We start from the raw sequence: 18,226 nt of genomic DNA, 5'->3' as shown, positions 1-18,226 counted from the left end.
CACCCACGCCCGCACCCGCGCCCGCGCCGATCCTCCCGGCCTCCCGCACCTCGCCCCTCACGCCGCCACCGCCGTCCGCTCGCGCAGCACCTCCCGGTAGTGGCCGATCAGTTCGTCGCCGATCGCCTCCCAGGTGCGCCGCTCCACGGCGGCCCGGCCGGCCCTGCCGTACCCGGTGCGGAGCGCGGGTGCTCCGGCCAGCGAGGCGACGGCGGTGCGCAGCGCGTCCGGGTCGCAGGGCGGGACGAGGAGGCCGGTGGTGCGGTGGGCGACGAGGTCGAGGGGGCCGCCGACGGCGGGGGCGACCACCGGCACGCCACTGGCCATCGCCTCCTGCACGGTCTGGCAGAAGGTCTCGTACGGCCCGGTGTGGGCGAAGACGTCGAGCGAGGCGAAGATCCGCGCCAGGTCGGCCCCGGTGCGCCGGCCGAGGAAGACGGCGCCGGGCAGGGCGGCGCGCAGGCCCGGCTCGCTGGGGCCGTCGCCGACGACCACGACCCGTACGCCGGGCAGTTCGCACACCCCGGCGAGCAGGTCGACGCGCTTCTCGGGGGCGAGCCGGCCCACGTAACCGACGATCGTCCCGCCGCCGGGCGCGAGTTCGCGGCGCAGCGCCTCGTCACGCAGCTCCGGGCGGAAGCGCTCGGTGTCGACGCCGCGTCCCCACAGGCGGATCCGGCCGATGCCGTGCGCCTCCAGGTCCCGTACGGCGGCGGTGGACGGAGCGAGGGTGCGGTCGGCGGCGCCGTGCACGGCGCGCAGCCGGCGCCAGGCGGCGGACTCTCCGGCGCCCATGTAGGTGCGGGCGTAGCCGGCCAGGTCGGTCTGGTAGACGGCGACGGCGGGCAGGCCGAGCCGGGTGGCGGCGGTCATGCCGCGCACGCCGAGGACGAAGGGGCTGGCCAGATGGACGAGGTCGGCGCGGTGCGCGGCGATGGCGGCGGCCACGCGGCGGCTGGGCAGAGCGACCCGTACCTGGGGGTAGCCGGGCAGGCCGAGGGAGGGGACGCGGACGACGGGACAGGGCGCGTCGGCGTCCGTTCCCGGGGCGGATGCGGGGACCGCGGGGGCGACGACGAGGGGGTCGTGGCCGCGGCAGACGAGGTGGCGGGCGGTCTGCAGGGCCGTGTGGGCCACGCCGTTGACATCGGGCGGGAAGGACTCGGTGACGATGACGACACGCATACCCGTGTTGTCGTCGGACCCGGCGTGTCCCCGTCAAAGTGGATCTGGACGGCCGGAAAACGTCCCATGAGCGTTTTCCCCGACGAGCCGCGGCCGGCGGGCCCGCCGCTCCCTCATCCCTGCACGCACGCGGGGGTGGCCGTCACCGGCCACCCCCGTCGTACTCGTCTCGTACCCCAGGTCCTCAGACCTGCAGGTCGAGGTCCGGCCCTATCCGATTGCGCACCGCCGTCTGGACCTCCGCCTCCTCGGCGGGGTCGGCGGCGAGCCTGCGCAGCCGTTCGGCGACGCGCGCGTCGCCGGTCTCGGCGTGCTGCGCGGCGACCTCGCGGGTGGTCTCCTCGCAGTCCCACAGGCACTCGACGGCGAAGCCGGTGGGGAAACCGGCGTCGGTGGCGGCGAGGGCCCGGGCGGTGCGGCCGCGCAGCTGGGAGGAGGCGGTCTCGCGGTAGACGTGGCGCAGCACGGGGGCGGCGCAGACGATGCCGAGGCGGCCGGCGCCGTCGACCAGGGGGTAGAGGGCGGGCGCGTCGGGGCCCTGGGAGCGCACGGTCTCGCGGAGGGCGCCGAGGACGAGGGGGGAGTCCTCGGAGCCGCCGCGGCAGGCGAGCGTCCCGGCGGCTGCGGCGCCGAGCTCGTCGGGGCGGTGGATCCAGCCGCGGGCGCGGTCGACGGCGGCCTCGCCGCACATCCGGCCGTACGCGGCGACTGCGGCGTCCGCGACGGTGCGGGAGCCGTCGCCGACGGCGCGTTCGACGAGGTCGAGGACTGCGGGGTCCTGTGCCTCGGCGAGGTAGTGCAGGGCGGCGCAGCGGGCGCCGTCGGGGCCGCCGCGGGCGGCGTCGAGGATCGTCTCGCGGTCCTCGGGTCCGGCGACGGCGACCAGGCAGCGGGCGGCGGGCCCGTGCAGTTCGGCGCCGCGCTCGTGGCCCTCCTGGGCCCAGTCGAGGACGGCGCGCACGCTCCAGCCCGGCCGGGGGCCGGTGGGGCGCAGCTGGCGCTGCCAGCGGTCGAAGGAGCCCTGCTCGCGGGCGGCCGTGATGCGGGCGCCGACGGCGGGCCGCGGGTCCTCGGCCCACAGGCGCCAGGGCCGGGGCTCGTAGGCGTCGCGGACGGTGGCGGCCAGCTCGGCCTCGCCCTCGGGGGTGGCCGGGAAGCGGGCGAGCACGGGTTCGGCGAGGGCGCGCAGGCCCGCGTCGTCGTCGCGCAGGGCGAGCTCGTCCAGGGCCCAGGCCCAGTTGGCGCCGCCCGCCGCGTACCGCCGGAGCAGCGCGAGGGCGTCCTGGCGTCCGTAGGACGCGAGGTGGCCGAGGACGGCGAGCGCGAGCCCGGTCCGGGACTCCTCGGTGTCGAGGTGGTCCTCGGCCGCGAAGAGGTGCGCCTCGATCTGCTCCAGACCTCCGTGGAGGTCCAGGAAGAGCCGGGCGTAGTAGAGGGAGCGGTTCTCGACCCGCCAGTCGTGGCGAGGGTCGTCGAGCACGCAGTGGTTCAGGGCCGCGAGGGCCTCGGCGCGTGGTGCGGCGAGCGCGTGGAGGGTGCCGTCGCCGCGGCCCCTCTGCAGCAGACCGAGCAAGGTGCCGCTCGGCGCTATGACTGGATCGAACATGGAAGACGCCTCACATCAAGCTGTCGACACGACCGGGGGGAATCCCGGGATGAACCGGGGCAGGCTGTTCGCCTAGGCCGTGCGGCAACATGTCGGGCCGCCCGTCGTCCTGCGCTTGCCAGTGACCATCTTCCTCTGCCTCTCGTCGGTGGCCCCCTGCGGGCCCGACGTCATGATGACCCACCCATTTCGCCACCGCGACCACATTTACGGCGCCGTCTCACCTGGGGTTCAGCCCTCGTTCACCGATTCGGAGAAGAGCTCCAGGAGTTCCGTCTTCCCAAACATCCGCGCGGTATCCACGGCGGACGGAGTTCCTGCTTCCGGATTCGCGCCGCCGGCCAGGAGGGCGCGGATCACGGCGTCCTCGCCCTTGAAGACGGCACCGGCGAGCGGGGTCTGGCCGCGGTCGTTGGCGCGGTCGGCGTCGGCGCCGCGGGCGAGCAGGGCGGTGACGGCCTCGGCGTGCCCGTGGTAGGCGGCGAGCATGACGAGCGTGTCGCCCTTCTCGTTGCCGAGGTTCGCCGGAACGCCCGCGTCGAGACAGGCGGCGAGGGTCGCCGCGTCGCCGGTCCTGGCCAGGTAGAAGACCTTGCCGGCCAGTTCGACGACCTCGGGGTCCGGGGTCTCGTGCTCGCTCATCGTGGCGCCTGCCTTTCCTTGCCCTGCGTACCCGTCACCCTGCGCACCTGTCGTGCTGCGCACCTGTCATGCCCGACCGCGCACGGTGACGGCGGCCGTACGAGTGAATCGACAGGGTACTGCCCGCCGCAGCACATGAGGGGCCCCGTCCGCGGCAAGGATGATCGCGGTCCGCCCCGGACCGGTGCACTACCTCAGCGCGCGCGTTCCGTCACCCGGAGGGGCACCCGGCGTCGACCGGTCAAGTGAAACGGCCCGAGATTCACCCGTATGCACCTTTAGTCACATAGATACTTGCTGTGAACCTGGAAGGACTCAAGGTGACTGTCCCCTCAACCAGGAGAACACCTCATGATCCTGTCCATCTCAGGCGTGGTCCTGCTCGGCATCATCTGCTTCCTGTTCTTCAAGAAGGACGGGCTCAAGGCCTCGCACGCTCTCGTCTGCGCGCTGTTCGGCTTCTACCTCGCCGGCACCGCCATCGCCCCGAGCATCACCGCCGGCGGCCAGAGCCTCGCCAGCCTCTTGGGCGGGATCAAGTTCTGACGTCCCCCAGCCCCTTCCACCCCTTCAGGAGTACGACGTGGCCCGGCGCCCACTCCCCCGCATTCTGAGCAGCGGCAGCGCGCAGCTCGCGCGCAGCCGAGAGATCGCGCGAACGGCCGCCGACAGCGCCACCGACGTGCTCCATCCGCTGATCACCCTCTCGCGTGGTCTGCGGAAGCTGGCCGCGACCGCGCGAGCCAAGTGGGCCGCGACCCCCAAGGAACGGCGCGGTCCCACGCTGTTCCTGGTCGCGGCCTGCGTCCTGGTCGTCGCCCTCGTGCCGTACGGACCGCTGCTCGCCCTCGTGGCGCTGATGGGCGCGGCCGCCTGGCAGGGACGTGAGCGCCCGGTCGTCAAGACCGGGCCGGACGACGCCGAGATCGCCCGGCTCAAGGGTCTCTACGAGGCCCTGGTGCCGTACCTGTCCCACCCGGACGACCCCGAGCCGCTGTTCGCCCACGGCGGCGACTGGGCCACCGTCTTCGGCGACCACGCCTTCGACGAGGACGGCCGGATCACCCGGCTGCGGATCTCCTACCCCCCTTACTTCACCGACGGCGAGCCCGCCGCCCGGGCCCGGATCGAGCAGCTGCTGCACGCCAAGTCGGGCCGGGGCCGCGAGTACCTCTTCGACTGGGACGAGGAGGGCAACCGGCTCACCATGCGCGTGCTGCCCGCGCTGCCCACCACGATCGCCGCCCAGCGCTTCGTGACCGTGCCGGGCGAGACGGTGCTCGGCTTCACCGACGCCGACGCCGTGCAGCGCACCGTGCCGGTGCGCGCCTCCGACGGCGCCGAGGACGCCCCGGCCGTGGTCTGGCGCACGGGCCCCCGCTCCACCGAGCCGCATCTGCTCGCCGTCGGCCAGCCCGGCAGCGGCACCAGCTCCCTGCTGCGCTCGATCGCCCTCCAGGCGCTGCCGCACGGCGACGTCCTGGTGATCGAGGGCAGCGGCACCGGCGAGTACGCGTGCCTCGTCGGCCGGGACGGCGTGCTCGCCGTCGAGTGCGGCCTGGCCGGCGCGCTGGCCAGCCTGGAGTGGGCCGCGCACGAGACCGAGCGGCGGCTGATCGCCGCGAACCGGGCCCGGCAGGCCGGCCACCCGGCGCCCGAAGACACCCGCCGCCCGCTGTGGCTGCTGCTCGACCGGCCCACCGTGCTCGGCCATCTGGCCGCCGCGGACGGCCGCCCCGACCCGCAGGACCTGCTCCAGGTGCCGCTGCGGCACGGCCGGGCCGCGTCGGTGACGGTCGTGGTCGCGGAGCAGTTCGACAGCGTGGACGCGCTCGGCGAGACGGTACGGACGCACACCCGCGCCCGGATCGTGCTCGGGCCCGCCGCGCCCGACCAGATCTCCGCGGTGCTCGGCACCGCCCCGCACACCACCCCGGTCCCGGACGTCCCGCCCGGCCGCGGGTACGCCCGGCTCGGCGCCGGCCCGGTGCTGCGCCTGCAGGTGCCGGCGACCCCCGATCCGTACGACGACGCGACCAGCGAGGCGCACCGCCGGGCGGTCCTGGAGCTGCTGCCCGAGCGCCGCACGGCGACCGCCGCCTCGGTCGAGACGGTGCCCGGCTCGGCGCCGGAGCCGGAACCGGACCTGGACACGGACACGGCGCCCACCCCGCGCAAGGAGCCGGGCACCACGGCGTTCCCCTCCCCCGTACCGGCGGAGGGCTGAGCTCCGTACGTACGCCGACGTGAAGAGGGCGGCCGCACCCACCGGGGTGCGGCCGCCCTCCTGTTCCGGGTCTACGCCACGAAGGACCTCGGGCCGGCCTCGCCGCCCGCGCCCGCGCCGGACTCGACCAGGCGGGCGGCCGCTGCGAGCCGCACGGCGGCCTCCTCGGCGACCGGGCCGCCGACGGTGAACGGCAGCCGGACGTAGCCCTCGAACGCGCCGTCCACGCCGAAGCGCGGGCCCGAGGGCACCCGGACGCCGACCCGCTCGCCGACCTCCGCGAGCCGCGAGCCGGACAGGCCGCCGGTGCGCACCCAGAGGGTGAGCCCGCCGCGTGGCACCTCGAACTCCCAGTCGGGCAGCTCCCTGCGCACCGCGGCCACGAGCGCGTCGCGGTTCTCCCGGGCCTGGGCACGGCGCAGGCCGACGGCCTCCTCCCAGCCACCGGCGCGCATCAGCCAGTTGACGCCGAGCTGCTCCAGGACGGGGGTGCCGAGGTCGGCGTAGGCGCGGGCGGCGACCAGGGAGCGGATGACGTCGGGCGCGGCCCGCACCCAGCCGATCCGCATGCCCGCCCAGAAGGCCTTGCTGGCGGAGCCGACGGTGAGGACGGTGGCGCCGGCCGGGTCGAAGGCGCAGACCCGGCGGGGCATGTCCAGGTCCTCGTCGAGGAAGAGCTCGGTCATCGTCTCGTCGACCACGAGCACCGTGCCGGCCGAGCGGGCGGCCTCGACGAGCTGCCGGCGCTGGTCGTCGTCGGCGAGGGCGCCGGTGGGGTTGTGGAAGTCGGCGACGACGTACGCGAGGCGGGGCGCGGCGTCGCGCAGCACCTGGCGCCAGCGGGGCAGGTCCCAGCCGCCGAGCCCCTCGGCCATGGCGACGGGCACGAGCCGGGCGCCGGCCTCGCGCATCAGCTGGAGGATGTTGGCGTACGAGGGGGACTCGACGGCGATCCGCTCGCCGCGCCCGGCGAAGAGATGACAGATCGCGTCGATGGCGCCCATCGCGCCGGTGGTGACCATGATCTGCTCGGGCATGGTGGGGATGCCGCGCTCGGTGTACCGGTCGGCGAGCATCTGCCGCAGCGCGGGCAGTCCGGCCGGGTAGTCCCCGTGGGTGTGCGCGTACGGCGGCAGCTCCTCCAGGGCGCCCTGGAAGGCGCGGGTGAGCCAGGGCTCGGGCGCGGGCAGCGCGGCGCAGCCGAGGTCGATCATGGAGCCGAGGGACTCCGGGGGCAGCGGCTCCAGACCGCGGGCGGGCAGCGGGTTGCCGGCCGGGACGGCGGTCCAGCTGCCGGCACCGCGCCGGGACTCCAGGAAGCCCTCGGTGCGCAGCGCCTCGTAGGCGGCGGCGACGGTGGTGCGGCTGACGGTGAGGGCGAGGGCCAGTTCGCGTTCGGCGGGCAGCCGGGCGGCGACCGGGACCCGGCCCTCCAGGACGAGCAGCCGGATGCCGTCGGCGAGGGCGCGGTAGGCGGGCGGCTTGCGGGCGCCGGGGGCGGTGGGCCGGGGCTGCTGGGCCTGTAGTTGCCGGGCGAGTTGGGCCGGCCCCACGGCCGAGGTCCACTGGGCCATGGAAATCAGTCCACCTTCCGCGAATTGGCCATGGTTGGCATGTCGTCCCCCGCCACAGAGTGTCATGAGCCAGTCCACCTTCACCACCCAGGCTCCGTCCGGCACCAACCGGTCTCCGTCCGAGCCGTCACACAAGGGGGCATTCCTTTGTCCATCGCCTCCGGTCTCCGCGGCCGGCACCTCACCCGTCGGCTCGTCCAGCTCTACGCCGGCCTGGCGCTCTACGGCGTCAGTTCGGCGCTGCTCGTGCGCGGCGGGCTCGGTCTGGAGCCCTGGGGGGTGCTGCACCAGGGGCTCGCCGACCGGACCGGTCTGAGCATCGGCACGGTGTCGATCGTCGTGGGCGCGCTCGTGCTGCTCGTGTGGATCCCGATCCGGCAGAAGCCGGGCCTGGGCACGGTGTCCAACGTCTTCGTCATCGGCCTCGCGATGGACGGCACGCTGGCCGTGGTGCCGGAGACGGACGGGCTGCCGGCCGGGATCGCGCTGATGCTCCTCGGGATCGTGCTCAACGGCGTGGCCACCGGCCTCTACATCGCGGCCCGCTTCGGCCCCGGCCCGCGCGACGGCCTGATGACGGGCCTGCACCGGCTGACCGGCCGGTCGATCCGGCTGGTGCGGACGGCGATCGAGATCGCCGTCGTCGCCACCGGCTTCCTGCTCGGCGGCTCGTTCGGCGTGGGCACGATCCTCTACGCCCTGGCCATCGGCCCGCTCGCGCAGTTCTTCCTGCGCTTCTTCGCCGTGCCCGGGGAGAGCACCGGAAGCACTCCCGTCGTCTCGGGGACACCGGGGCAGGCCATACTGCGGCGGTGACTCACGATCGCCACCCCTATCTCGACCACCCGGCCCCGCTGCTGCCCTTCGCCCACCGCGGCGGCACGGCGGACGGCCTGGAGAACACGGCGGCCGCCTTCCGGCGGGCCGCCGCGGCCGGTTACCGGTACTTCGAGACCGATGTGCACACCACCGCCGACGGGCGGCTCGTCGCCTTCCACGACGCGACCCTCGACCGGGTGACCGACACCGGCGGCCGGATCCGCGATCTGCCGTGGGCGGCGGTCGCGGAGGCCCGGGTGGCCGGCAAGGAGCCGCTGCCGCTCTTCGAGGACCTCCTGGACGAGTTCCCCGGAGCCCGCTGGAACGTGGACATGAAGGCCGAGTCGGCCCTCGCCCCGCTGATCGAACTGATCGGCCGGACCGATGCCTGGGACCGGGTCTGTGTGAGTTCCTTCACCGAGGCGCGGATCGCGCGGGCGCAGAAGCTCGCCGGACCGCGGCTCGCCACCTCGTACGGCATGACGGGCGTCGCCGCCCTGCGGCTGCGCTCCCTCGGCATCCCCGCGCCGCTGCGCGCGGGCGCGGTCGCTGCCCAGGTCCCGGAGAGCCAGGGCGGCATCCCGGTGGTGGACCGCCGCTTCCTGCGCGCGGCGCACGCCCGCGGTCTGCAGGTGCACGTGTGGACGATCAACGAGCCGGAACGCATGCACGCCCTCCTGGACCTTGGCGTGGACGGCATCATGACCGATCATCTGGAGACGCTGCGGGCCGTCCTCACCGACCGGGGACTGTGGGCCTGAGCGTTCAGAGCGTGCAGCACATCATCAGAACGGGGCACCCCGTGGCGCCATGGAGCACCGCGGGGACGAGCGAGGGGGCGCGGCCTTGACCGACGTCGACACTGACGGGCAGCCGGACGGCCGGGCGGCCGATCCGGCCGAGCGGCGCCGCGAACAGCGCGGCTGGTACTTCTACGACTTCGCCTGCTCGGTCTACTCGACGAGCGTCCTCACCGTGTTCCTGGGGCCGTATCTGACCTCGGTGGCGAAGGCGGCGGCGGACCCCGAGGGCTTCGTGCACCCGCTGGGCATCCCCGTGCGGGCCGGTTCCCTGTTCGCGTACGCCGTCTCCGCGTCGATCGTCGTCGCGGTCCTGGTGATGCCGCTGGTCGGCGCGGCGGCGGACCGCTCGGGCCGGAAGAAGCCGCTGCTCGCGGCCTCCGCGTACGTGGGCGCGGCGGCGACGACCGGGATGTTCTTCCTGGACGGGCAGCGCTATCTGCTCGGCGCGTTCCTGCTGATCGTGGCGAACGCGGCGCTTTCGGTGTCGATGGTGCTCTACAACGCCTATCTGCCGCAGATCGCCGAGCCCGACGAGCGGGACGCGGTCTCCTCGCGCGGCTGGGCCTTCGGCTACACCTCCGGTGCCCTGGTCCTCGTGCTCAACCTGATCGTGTACTCGGGGCACGAGTCCCTCGGCCTGTCGGAGGGCACGGCCGTGCGGATCTGTCTGGCCTCGGCCGGGCTGTGGTGGGGCGCCTTCACCCTGGTGCCGCTGCGCGCGCTGCGGGACCGGCGGGTCGAGCGGGCCGGCGGCGCCCCCGGCGAGGGCTCGGTGGGCAGCGGCTGGAAGCAGCTGCGGGCCACCCTGCGGGACATGCGGCGGCACCCGCTGACGCTGTCCTTCCTGCTCGCGTACCTCATCTACAACGACGGCGTGCAGACGGTGATCTCGCAGGCCTCGGTGTACGGCTCCGAGGAGCTGGGCCTGGACCAGACGACGCTCATCACGGCGGTGCTCCTGGTCCAGGTGCTCGCGGTGGCGGGGGCGCTCGGGATGGGGCGGATGGCCCGCTCGTACGGCGCGAAGCGCACGATCCTCGGCTCGCTCGCGGTGTGGACGGCGATCCTGGCGGCGGGCTACTTCCTGCCGGCCGGCGCGCCCGTCTTCTTCTACTGCCTGGCGGGGGCCATCGGACTGGTCCTGGGCGGCAGCCAGGCGCTGTCGCGCTCGCTGTTCTCGCACCTGGTGCCGCGCGGCAAGGAGGCGGAGTACTTCTCCGCGTACGAGATGAGCGACCGCGGGCTGAGCTGGCTGGGGCCATTGGTGTTCGGTCTCGCGTATCAGCTGACCGGAAGCTATCGGGATGCCATCATCTCCCTGGTGATCTTCTTCGGGATCGGCTTCGTGCTCCTGGCACGGGTGCCGGTTCGGGCCGCGGTGGCGGCCGCGGGCAATCCCGTTCCGGCCCGGATTTAGACGCAGGAGTGAAAGGGCGGTAGTGTACGCGTTTGGCCTGCCAGGCGGACCGTTACTGCGTACTGACTTGGTGAAGACGTTGAGTGACATCTCATGCCAGATGTGACAAAACGGGCACTGGTGGGTACAAAAAGGGGCGGCACGACGGGCGACGCATGACCCGGAACGGGAATCTTTACCGCCGACCGGACGTTGACCGGATGACGACGACAGCGACACCTGTCCTGTGGGCGACAAGCCCGGGAGGCACGATTCATGAGTGAGCGAGCTCTTCGCGGCACGCGCCTCGTGGTGACCAGCTACGAGACCGACCGCGGCATCGATCTGGCCCCGCGCCAGGCGGTGGAGTACGCATGCGAGAAGGGGCATCGTTTCGAGATGCCCTTCTCGGTCGAGGCGGAGATTCCGCCGGAGTGGGAGTGCAAGGTCTGCGGAAGCCAGGCACTCCTGGTGGACGGGGACGGCCCCGAGGAGAAGAAGGGCAAGCCTGCGCGTACGCACTGGGACATGCTCATGGAGCGGCGCACCCGCGAGGAGCTGGAGGAGGTGCTGGCCGAGCGGCTGGCGGTCCTTCGGTCCGGCGCCATGAACATCGCCGTGCATCCGCGCGACAGCCGCAAGTCCGCCTGACGGGCTGAGACCAGGCCGGTGGCACGGCCACGAGAGATACGCCGCGGGGCCCGGTACACATCACGTGTACCGGGCCCCGCGGCGTATCTCGTGCGGACCCGGGGGTCAGCCCCCGGGGTCAGGGCAGCAGGGGCGGACGGGGCTCCTGGGGCCGCGCGGGGCCCTGGGGCGCGTCCTCGCGGATGACCTCGCCCTGGACGACCTTGCCGTCCGGCCGGCGCATACGGGCCTGCTGGAAGGCGTCCTGGAGGCTGCCGGGCGGCGCGGCGTTCATCCGGCGCTCCGCGATCCGCTCCGCGTACCGCCCGACGGCCGTGCGCACCGGCGGGACCAGCAGGAGGAGGCCGAGGGCGTCGGAGATCAGGCCCGGGATCATCAGAAGCAGTCCGCCGAGCATGAGGAAGCCGTTGCGGTCCTGCGCACCGGCCCGGTCGGGCGCCTGGGGCACCTCGCCGCGCTGCGCCGCCTCCTGGGCACGCTGGAAGGTGCCGGTGAGGTTGGCGAAGGCCCGTCGGCCGGCCCGCTTGATGACGGCGCCGCCGAGCACGGCACCGCCCACCAGGAGCAGGAACACGGTGAACCCGCCCGCCGCGTCCGCCACGAGCGTGAGCAGCCAGATCTCCAGGACCAGCCAGACCGCGAGGCCCAGCGGGAGGAAGGTGCGGGCGCGGGAGCGCCGGGGGGCATGGGAGGGCGGTGCGCCGGTCGTCATGCACCCCAGTGTGCCTGGCGGCCCGCAGGAACGTCGTAAAGGAGAGATCAGGGCGCGAAGCGGAGAGCAGGGCGCGCCGGGAGAGATCAGGGGCGCACCAGGAGAGATCAGGGCTTGCGGCCCAGCAGCCTGCCGACCTTCTCGGCCCGGGCCGTCAGACCCCAGCCGGTGACCCGCCACAGCGCCTCGACGACGATGTTCCGGCTCATCTTGGAGTCGCCGATCTCCCGCTCGACGAAGGTGATGGGCACCTCGACGACGTGGAAGCCGGCGGCGACGGCGCGGCGCGCCAGGTCGACCTGGAAGCAGTAGCCGGCCGAGGCGACGTCGTCCAGACCGAGGCCGAGCAGGGTCTCCTTGCGGAAGGCCCGGTAGCCGCCGGTGACGTCGCGGATCGGCACGTCGAGCATGAGCCGGGAGTAGAGGCTGCCGCCGCGCGAGATGAACTCGCGGGACTTGGGCCAGTTCACGATCCGGCCGCCGGGCACCCAGCGGGAGCCGAGCACCAGGTCGGCGCCCTTGAGGGCGGTGAGCAGCCGGGGCAGTTCCTCGGGCTGGTGGGAGCCGTCGGCGTCCATCTCGACCAGGACGTCGTAGCCGTGCTCCATGCCCCAGCGGAAGCCCGCCAGATAGGCGGCGCCGAGCCCTTCCTTGCCCTTGCGGTGCAGGACGTGGACATGGTCGTCCTCGGCCGCGATCTCGTCGGCGAACTTGCCCGTGCCGTCGGGGCTGTTGTCGTCGGCGACGAGTACGTGCGCCTCGGGTACGGCCTCCCGCACGCGCGCGACGATCGGCTTGATGTTCTCCGCCTCGTTGTAGGTCGGGATGATCACCAAGGCCTCGCCGAGCGGGCCGTAACGCCTCTGGCCACCGTCGTTCACTACTGCCCCTTCGGATACATACGCGAGCCCCCACCATAGCGAGCCGTGCGCACGGGGTGCGGGATCGGGGCCCGGCGTCCTTCGGGCCGACCCGGGATCCGCTGGCTGCGGATCGACCGAGGCCGTTGTCTACTGAACGCCGGGGCCCCACCCGGGTCGCACCCTCCGCCGGAAAAACCTTCCCTCGCCCCCGAGGCGCGGGCGGCGTTCGGTGCCTGCGTGGAGGTTTGAAACCGGTCGGACGTCCTTGGTGGACGCTGCGAACCTACCGGCCGCGGCCCGTGCGCTGTCAACACCCGTTTGACCTGCGGCGATGAACCGTCACTGCAGGCCGGGGACGAAGATCCGCAGGTCGCGGGCGAGCGCGGCGGGGTTCACGCGGCGGTGCGAAATGTCCTTAGGTCACTCGTTCGGCCGCACGAACACGGTCTGTCCGGAGACGACCGTCTCCAGGCAGACCGGAAGATCGCCACCGGGGGACAGATCGGGCAGTCCGGGCGTTCCGGAGCGCGGGTCGGTCGACCAGCGGGCCACCCGGTCGTCCGGCGCCTGCACCACCAGCTCGCCGGTCCGCCAGATCGCGTAGTCCGCGGGGGCGCCCGGCACCAGGCTGCCGGCGTCGTCGCGGCCGACCGCGCGCCAGCCGCCGCGGGTGTGCGCGGTGAAGGCGGCCCGCACCGAGACCCGGTGCTCGGGCGTGCGGTGGAAGGCGGCGGCCCGCACGGTCCCCCACGGGTCCAGCGGGGTGACCGGGCTGTCCGAGCCGAAGGCGAGCGGCACGCCGGCCCGCAGCAGCGCCGCGTACGGGTTGAGGCCGCGGGCCCGCTCGACGCCGAGGCGGTCGGCGTACATGCCCTCCTCGCCGCCCCAGTACGCGTCGAAGGCCGGCTGCACGGAGGCGGTCAGGCCGAGCTCGGCGAAGGCGGCGATCGACTCCGGGCTGATCATCTCGGCGTGCTCGACGCGGTGCCGGGCGGCCCGGACGCGGGCCAGGCCCAGCTTCTCGGCGGCGGCCCGGACGCCCTCGACGACCGCGTCCACGGCGGCGTCGCCGATCGCGTGGAAGCCGCCCTGGAGGCCGGCCTCGGTGCACGCCACGATGTGGGCGGCGACGGCGGCCGCGTCCAGGTGGGCGGTGCCGGTGTGCCCGGCGCCGGGGTGGTCGGCGTACGGGGCGTGCAGGCAGGCGGTGTGCGAGCCGAGGGAGCCGTCGGCGAACAGGTCGCCGGCCGCGCCGAGGGCGCCGAGGGCGCGAGCCCGCTCGACGTCCAGGTCGGCCCAGTAGCCGACGATCCGCGGACCGGGCTCGCTGCGGGCCAGGTCCAGCAGACCGGTGAAGTCCTCCTCGGAGGAGATCTCCGGGCCGCCGCACTCGTGCAGGGTGCCGATGCCGAGCGAGGCGGCGTGCTCCCGGGCGGCCCGCTGGGCCTCGGTGCGCTGACTCGGCGACAGGGCCGCGTAGGCGGCGGCCCGTACGGCGTGGTGGGCGTCGCCGGTGAGCGGCTGCTGCCCGTCGTGGAAGCCGTCGAGCGCGCGGACGCCGGGCACCAGGTCGAGCAGCGCGGTGGTGACGACGGCCGAGTGGACGTCGATCCGGGTGAGGTAGAGCGGCCGGCCGCCGGTGAGCTCGTCGAGCTCCGCGCGGGTGAGCGGGCGGCGCTCGGGCCAGCGGGCGGCGTCCCAGCCGTGCCCGATGAGGATCCGGTCGGCCGGGCGGGCCTCGGCGTGGCCGCGGATCCGCTCCGCGGCCTCGGCGAGCGATCCCGCGGCGGACAGGTCGAGGCCGGTCAGCGCCAGGCCGGTGGCGGTGGTGTGCACATGGGCGTCGACGAACGCGGGGGTGACGAGCGCGCCCTCCAGGTCGACCACGTCGTCCACACCGGCGGCGAAGGCGTCGGCCGCGCCCTCCGAGCCGACCCAGGCGACGTGCCCGCGCTCCACCACCATGGCGGTGGCGAAGGGGTCGGCGGGGCTGTGGACTTCTCCACCGCGCAGCAGCACGGTGCGGTGTTCGTTCGCGCTCATCCCACCAGGCTAGGACCTGCGGAGACCCGGTTTGTCCGCCGGGTCCCGGGGGTGCTCCGGCCGGGGCGTTCTAGATGCGGGGCGGGCGGGCCTCGTACGGCGTGGAGAGGACGACCGTGGTGCGGCTGGAGACATGGGCCTGGGAGCGGATGCGGCTGAGCAGGTGCTCCAGCTCCAGCGGGGTGGCGACGCGCACCTTGAGGATGTAGTTCTCCTCGCCGGCGACGCTGTGGCAGGCCTCGATCTCGGGGATGTCGGCGAGCCGGTCGGGGGTGTCGTCGGGGGCGCTCGGGTCGAAGGGTTTCACCGAGATGAAGGCGGTGAGCGGCAGACCGACGGCCTCCGGGTCGACGACGGCGGCGTAGCCGCGGATGACTCCGCGCTGCTCGAGGCGACGGACGCGCTGATGCACCGCCGAGGTGGACAGGCCGGTGGCCTTGCCCAGGTCGGTGTAGCTCATGCGCCCGTCCTTGACGAGCAACTCGACGATCTGACGATCCAGCTCCTCCATGCGGTGACCCTATTGCCCCGGCGGTACCGGGGCACAGCCGGGGGCGGCCCGTATGCCGCTGTTCGCCGGTGTTCGGGGCATCCGGGAGGCACCTGCGAGGGGCATGTGACGAACGCCACAGGCATCTCGGGGTCTGGGGCGTGACCTCACGGTTATGCGGCGGGCCGCATGGGAATTGCTTGCTGTGGTCGAGGCCACTCAGATCCGGCCGACCCGTCCGAGGGGGAGATTCTCCATGCAGGAGCCTGTTGATTCCGTCGACACCGTCGACGAGCTCGACGCGTACGACACCTTTGAGATGTACCGGGTGATCTGCCCGGACTGCGAGCAGCCGATCGCGCTGCTCGCGGACGAGGACGTCCTGCCGGAGCACGCGCTCTGCCCGACGCCGTGGAACCCCTTCGTGCTCACGGTCTGCTCCGGCACCGGCCGCGCCGCCGCCGGGGCCCGCGCCGCCGACGACACCCTGGAGGTCCAGGAGCAGGACACCGCCCTGCTCCTGACGCTGCCCCAGGGCCTCGACTGGCGGATGCAGCCGTTCTCGCACGTGGGCGGCCCGGGCTCGCGCCCGATCAAGCCCGCCCAGCTGCGCCGCGCGGCCTGATCCCTCGCCGGGCCCGGGGCCCTCACCAGTAGCGTCCCTGCACCATCGCCGCCAGCGTGGCGTGGTGCAGGATCAGGCCGTCGGCGTACTCCGCGTCCACCGGCACCTCCACCTCGCCGAAGTACGCCTGCCGGTACGCGATCCTGAGCATCACGATCGCGTGCCGCAGCGCCGCGTACAGGGTGTGGAACTCCATGTCCCGGGGCGTGTGCCCGGTGAGTTCGGCATACCGCCGCTCGATCGCGTCGCGGCGCAGGAAGTCCGGCAGGCCGGGCTGGCCGAAGCTCACCGTCAGGTCCTGGAAGAAGCGGTGCAGATACACCGTCCAGCCGAGGTCGACCTCGCGCGGGGCGCAGGCCGCCATCTCCCAGTCGAGGACGGCGGCGGGCTCGAAGCCGTCGTAGACGATGTTCCCGATCCGGGCGTCGCCCCAGGTGAGCACGGCCGGACCCTCGTCGGTCGGCCAGTGCGCCTCCAGCCAGTCGAAGGCCGACTCGATCAGCGGCGAGCGGGCCAGACCGTCCACCACCCAGGCGTAGTAGGCGTGTTGGGCGTCGACATGACGGCGCAGCGGACTCCCCGGTCCCTCGGGCAGCAGGAACTCCGCCCGCTTCGCGGGGAACTGGTCGTGCAGCCGGGCCAGGACCGCGACCGACGCGGCCTCCAGGCGCGCCCGTTCGGCGTCGCTCGCCGCGTGCAGCCAGTTCCCCTCGTACGTGTAGGGCATGACGTCCGGCGGAACCCGGCCCTCGGCGCGGGCCATCACGAAGAACGGCGCGCCCAGCGGCCCCGGGTCCTCCTCCAGCCACAGCACGCGCGGCACCGGCACGTCGGTGTGCGCGCCGACGAGTCGCATCACCCGGTGCTGGCGGGCCATGTCGTAGACGGGGAAGACGGTGTACGCGGCGGGGTCGGCGGCCAGCCGCAGGGCGCAGCCCCGTACCGGCGCGTCCGGGTGCTCCAGGTCGAAGAGCAGGGTCTCGCTGGACATCCCGTTGGACCCGGGCACGGCGAGGCCGGTGACCCGGGCGCCGGGCAGCCGCGCGTCGAGCCACGCGGCGAGCCGGCGGCCCAGTTCCTCGGGGTCTCGGGTGGAGGTACGGGGTCGGGGTGCGCGGGCGGTCATCCGTACTCCTTACGAGGCGGTCGAGGTGTGGTCGGCGAAGCCGCTCGGGTCGTGGCGGCCGAAGGAGCCGTGTTCGAAGATGCCGTGGCCGGTCCGGCCGTCGAGGGTGAAGCGGGCGGCGTGGTCGGTGACTCCGTAGGCGGCCAGGGGGTGGGCGGCCGGGTCGGAGAGGTCGTACACGCGGCGGTCGGTCCAGTCGCGGCCCTGCCAGCTGCCGTGCTGCCAGTCGGGGGCGGGCGGGTAGCCGGCGCCGATCGCGAGCGGGGAGGAGGCGAGGATCTCCACGCCGACCTCCAGGGGCTTGCCGGCCGGGTCGGTGAGGTGGACGACGGCCCGTTCGGGGTCGCGGGTGCCGGGCCGGTAGGTGATGTCGGTGCGGGGCCAGCCGAGTTGGCTGTCGCGGTGCCCTTCGCGTACCAGCAGGGCCTCGTTGAGGGTGCGGTAGCCGTCGGCGTCCTCCTGGGCGATGACCATGAGGAAGCGGTCGTCGAAGCGCATCGGGATCCAGAGCCAGTGGAAGCCCTCGGGGCGGAACTCCTCGGCGCGGCCCGGCTCTTCGCCGGGCAGCGGGCGCACGCCCCAGCTGCGGTCGCGGGTGCCGGTCCACTTCCCCGCCGTGACGGTGAACTCCTCGCCGCCGGCGCGGATCACGCCGGCGCAGTGCCCGGCCTGGACGAAGCGACGGCCCTCCAGGGTGAGCCGGTCGCCGCGCCGCTGGGTGTGGTGCGGCTCCCAGACGGCGGGGAAGTCGCCGGTCCAGGTGAGGTCGAAGGACAGCCCGTCGGGGTCGGCGGGGTCGGGGTCGCAGTGCAGGGAGAGGCGCCCCAGCGGTTCGTGGACGGTGATGCTCAGCGGGCCGACGGAGAGGTTCATCCGGTCCTCGCCGAGGGCGTCGGAGGCGCGGACCGCGTGCAGCAGGTCGCCGCTGCGCAGGGTCGCGTAGGCGTCGATCACCCCGGTGTTGGGGTAGACGCCGAGCCCGGCGATGAGAAGGGCGCGTCCCTGGTGGTCGAAGACATGGAAGATGCACCGGTCGTAAGCGTTCCGGTCGCCGCTGACGTGGTGCTTCATGGAGAGCGGCGCCTGGTGCACGGGGTATTCGTCGAGCGGGACGGGCCGGTCGTCTGACACGTGTGACCTCCTCGGCGGCGAGTGGGATCTGACGGTACGTCAGGTGCCGTGCCCCCGACCAGAGTCGTGCACCGCGCAGCGGCGGAGGGCGGTGCGCGAGCGCCCCTGGGGACGCCTCGAACTCCCGCTCGACCACGTCCGGCGGTGACCGTGGGCCGCGCCGAAGCGTTGGTCCGGGCATGACCACGCTGTATACGACACCCAGCGGATACGGCCGGCATCGACAGTCCGAGCCGCGCTGTGAAGAATCGGTTCAGCAGGCGGTTCCGGCTCCGGTTCCCGCCCCCGCGCAGGCACCCGAGCCGCAGACCTCCGCTCCCTTGCCCGCCCCCG

The 18,226-nt window shown here is 73.8% G+C and carries 17 protein-coding genes; 7 read left to right on the top strand and 10 right to left on the bottom strand.

What is annotated here, in order from left to right; all coding sequences use genetic code 11:
- Nucleotides 1–57: 57 nt before the first annotated feature.
- From AB0M18_RS07430 to AB0M18_RS07420, 3 genes are all read right to left on the bottom strand, one after another.
- Entirely contained in the window at nt 58–1,185 is a 1,128-nt protein-coding gene (locus AB0M18_RS07430) for a glycosyltransferase family 1 protein (protein ID WP_365755844.1), read from the bottom strand.
- A gap of 184 nt (nt 1,186–1,369) precedes the next feature.
- On the bottom strand, nt 1,370–2,791 hold the full coding sequence (locus tag AB0M18_RS07425) for a HEAT repeat domain-containing protein (protein ID WP_365755843.1): 1,422 nt from the start codon (nt 2,789–2,791) through the stop codon (nt 1,370–1,372).
- A gap of 231 nt (nt 2,792–3,022) precedes the next feature.
- Nucleotides 3,023–3,433 (bottom strand): ankyrin repeat domain-containing protein, encoded by a 411-nt coding sequence (locus AB0M18_RS07420; RefSeq protein ID WP_365755842.1) that lies wholly within the window; start codon nt 3,431–3,433, stop codon nt 3,023–3,025.
- A gap of 351 nt (nt 3,434–3,784) precedes the next feature.
- Between AB0M18_RS07420 and AB0M18_RS07415 the strand changes: the two genes are divergently transcribed.
- A complete protein-coding gene (locus AB0M18_RS07415) occupies nt 3,785–3,979 on the top strand; it encodes a hypothetical protein (protein ID WP_128976945.1) in 195 nt (64 codons plus the stop codon).
- A 37-nt stretch (nt 3,980–4,016) separates the two neighbouring features.
- Nucleotides 4,017–5,660 (top strand): hypothetical protein, encoded by a 1,644-nt coding sequence (locus tag AB0M18_RS07410; protein ID WP_365755841.1) that lies wholly within the window; start codon nt 4,017–4,019, stop codon nt 5,658–5,660.
- A gap of 71 nt (nt 5,661–5,731) precedes the next feature.
- Here AB0M18_RS07410 and AB0M18_RS07405 read toward each other — a convergent pair whose 3' ends face one another.
- Entirely contained in the window at nt 5,732–7,234 is a 1,503-nt protein-coding gene (locus AB0M18_RS07405) for a PLP-dependent aminotransferase family protein (RefSeq protein WP_365755840.1), read from the bottom strand.
- 147 nt (nt 7,235–7,381) lie between these two features.
- Here AB0M18_RS07405 and AB0M18_RS07400 point away from each other — a divergent pair, with 147 nt between their 5' ends.
- From AB0M18_RS07400 to AB0M18_RS07385, 4 genes are all read left to right on the top strand, one after another.
- Nucleotides 7,382–8,050 carry a hypothetical protein gene (locus AB0M18_RS07400; protein WP_365755839.1) on the top strand — a complete coding sequence of 223 codons (669 nt, stop codon included), beginning with the start codon at nt 7,382–7,384 and terminating at the stop codon, nt 8,048–8,050.
- Entirely contained in the window at nt 8,047–8,814 is a 768-nt protein-coding gene (locus tag AB0M18_RS07395) for a glycerophosphodiester phosphodiesterase (RefSeq protein ID WP_365755838.1), read from the top strand. Before AB0M18_RS07400 ends, AB0M18_RS07395 begins: the two co-directional genes overlap by 4 nt.
- Nucleotides 8,815–8,899: 85 nt before the next feature.
- On the top strand, nt 8,900–10,273 hold the full coding sequence (locus AB0M18_RS07390; protein WP_365755837.1) for an MFS transporter: 1,374 nt from the start codon (nt 8,900–8,902) through the stop codon (nt 10,271–10,273).
- A gap of 255 nt (nt 10,274–10,528) precedes the next feature.
- Nucleotides 10,529–10,903 carry an RNA polymerase-binding protein RbpA gene (locus AB0M18_RS07385; protein ID WP_026278069.1) on the top strand — a complete coding sequence of 125 codons (375 nt, stop codon included), beginning with the start codon at nt 10,529–10,531 and terminating at the stop codon, nt 10,901–10,903.
- A 118-nt stretch (nt 10,904–11,021) separates the two neighbouring features.
- Here AB0M18_RS07385 and fxsA read toward each other — a convergent pair whose 3' ends face one another.
- From fxsA to AB0M18_RS07365, 4 genes are all read right to left on the bottom strand, one after another.
- Nucleotides 11,022–11,615 (bottom strand): FxsA family membrane protein, encoded by a 594-nt coding sequence (fxsA, locus tag AB0M18_RS07380; protein ID WP_365755836.1) that lies wholly within the window; start codon nt 11,613–11,615, stop codon nt 11,022–11,024.
- A 107-nt stretch (nt 11,616–11,722) separates the two neighbouring features.
- Complete coding sequence (locus AB0M18_RS07375; RefSeq protein WP_365755835.1) at nt 11,723–12,496, bottom strand: polyprenol monophosphomannose synthase; 774 nt, start codon at nt 12,494–12,496, stop codon at nt 11,723–11,725.
- A 402-nt stretch (nt 12,497–12,898) separates the two neighbouring features.
- Nucleotides 12,899–14,521: an amidohydrolase gene (locus AB0M18_RS07370; protein ID WP_365755834.1), complete on the bottom strand. Its 1,623-nt coding sequence runs from the start codon at nt 14,519–14,521 to the stop codon at nt 12,899–12,901.
- 70 nt (nt 14,522–14,591) lie between these two features.
- A complete protein-coding gene (locus AB0M18_RS07365; protein WP_189976755.1) occupies nt 14,592–15,032 on the bottom strand; it encodes an Lrp/AsnC family transcriptional regulator in 441 nt (146 codons plus the stop codon).
- 235 nt (nt 15,033–15,267) lie between these two features.
- Here AB0M18_RS07365 and AB0M18_RS07360 point away from each other — a divergent pair, with 235 nt between their 5' ends.
- Nucleotides 15,268–15,636, top strand: a complete 369-nt coding sequence (locus tag AB0M18_RS07360) for a hypothetical protein (protein ID WP_365755833.1) — start codon at nt 15,268–15,270, stop codon at nt 15,634–15,636.
- Between the two features lie 22 nt (nt 15,637–15,658).
- Here AB0M18_RS07360 and AB0M18_RS07355 read toward each other — a convergent pair whose 3' ends face one another.
- Complete coding sequence (locus AB0M18_RS07355) at nt 15,659–16,762, bottom strand: phosphotransferase family protein (protein WP_365755832.1); 1,104 nt, start codon at nt 16,760–16,762, stop codon at nt 15,659–15,661.
- 9 nt (nt 16,763–16,771) lie between these two features.
- Nucleotides 16,772–17,893 carry a hypothetical protein gene (locus AB0M18_RS07350; protein WP_365755831.1) on the bottom strand — a complete coding sequence of 374 codons (1,122 nt, stop codon included), beginning with the start codon at nt 17,891–17,893 and terminating at the stop codon, nt 16,772–16,774.
- Nucleotides 17,894–18,226: the final 333 nt, after the last annotated feature.

This window comes from Streptomyces sp. NPDC051909, assembly GCF_040681095.1.
Classification (GTDB): domain Bacteria; phylum Actinomycetota; class Actinomycetes; order Streptomycetales; family Streptomycetaceae; genus Streptomyces.
The sequence above is the reverse complement of the archived record's forward strand: the minus strand, read 5'-3'. Positions and strand labels throughout refer to the sequence as shown.

Bases quoted from the DNA above. Each gene is read 5' to 3' on its own strand.
- AB0M18_RS07430 (WP_365755844.1), bottom strand. From the start codon at position 1,185: ATGCGTGTCGTCATCGTCACCGAGTCCTTCCCGCCCGATGTCAACGGC.
- AB0M18_RS07425 (WP_365755843.1), bottom strand. From the start codon at position 2,791: ATGTTCGATCCAGTCATAGCGCCGAGCGGCACCTTGCTCGGTCTGCTG.
- AB0M18_RS07420 (WP_365755842.1), bottom strand. From the start codon at position 3,433: ATGAGCGAGCACGAGACCCCGGACCCCGAGGTCGTCGAACTGGCCGGC.
- AB0M18_RS07415 (WP_128976945.1), top strand. From the start codon at position 3,785: ATGATCCTGTCCATCTCAGGCGTGGTCCTGCTCGGCATCATCTGCTTC.
- AB0M18_RS07405 (WP_365755840.1), bottom strand. From the start codon at position 7,234: ATGGCCCAGTGGACCTCGGCCGTGGGGCCGGCCCAACTCGCCCGGCAA.
- AB0M18_RS07385 (WP_026278069.1), top strand. From the start codon at position 10,529: ATGAGTGAGCGAGCTCTTCGCGGCACGCGCCTCGTGGTGACCAGCTAC.
- fxsA (WP_365755836.1), bottom strand. From the start codon at position 11,615: ATGACGACCGGCGCACCGCCCTCCCATGCCCCCCGGCGCTCCCGCGCC.
- AB0M18_RS07370 (WP_365755834.1), bottom strand. From the start codon at position 14,521: ATGAGCGCGAACGAACACCGCACCGTGCTGCTGCGCGGTGGAGAAGTC.
- AB0M18_RS07365 (WP_189976755.1), bottom strand. From the start codon at position 15,032: ATGGAGGAGCTGGATCGTCAGATCGTCGAGTTGCTCGTCAAGGACGGG.
- AB0M18_RS07360 (WP_365755833.1), top strand. From the start codon at position 15,268: ATGCAGGAGCCTGTTGATTCCGTCGACACCGTCGACGAGCTCGACGCG.
- AB0M18_RS07355 (WP_365755832.1), bottom strand. From the start codon at position 16,762: ATGACCGCCCGCGCACCCCGACCCCGTACCTCCACCCGAGACCCCGAG.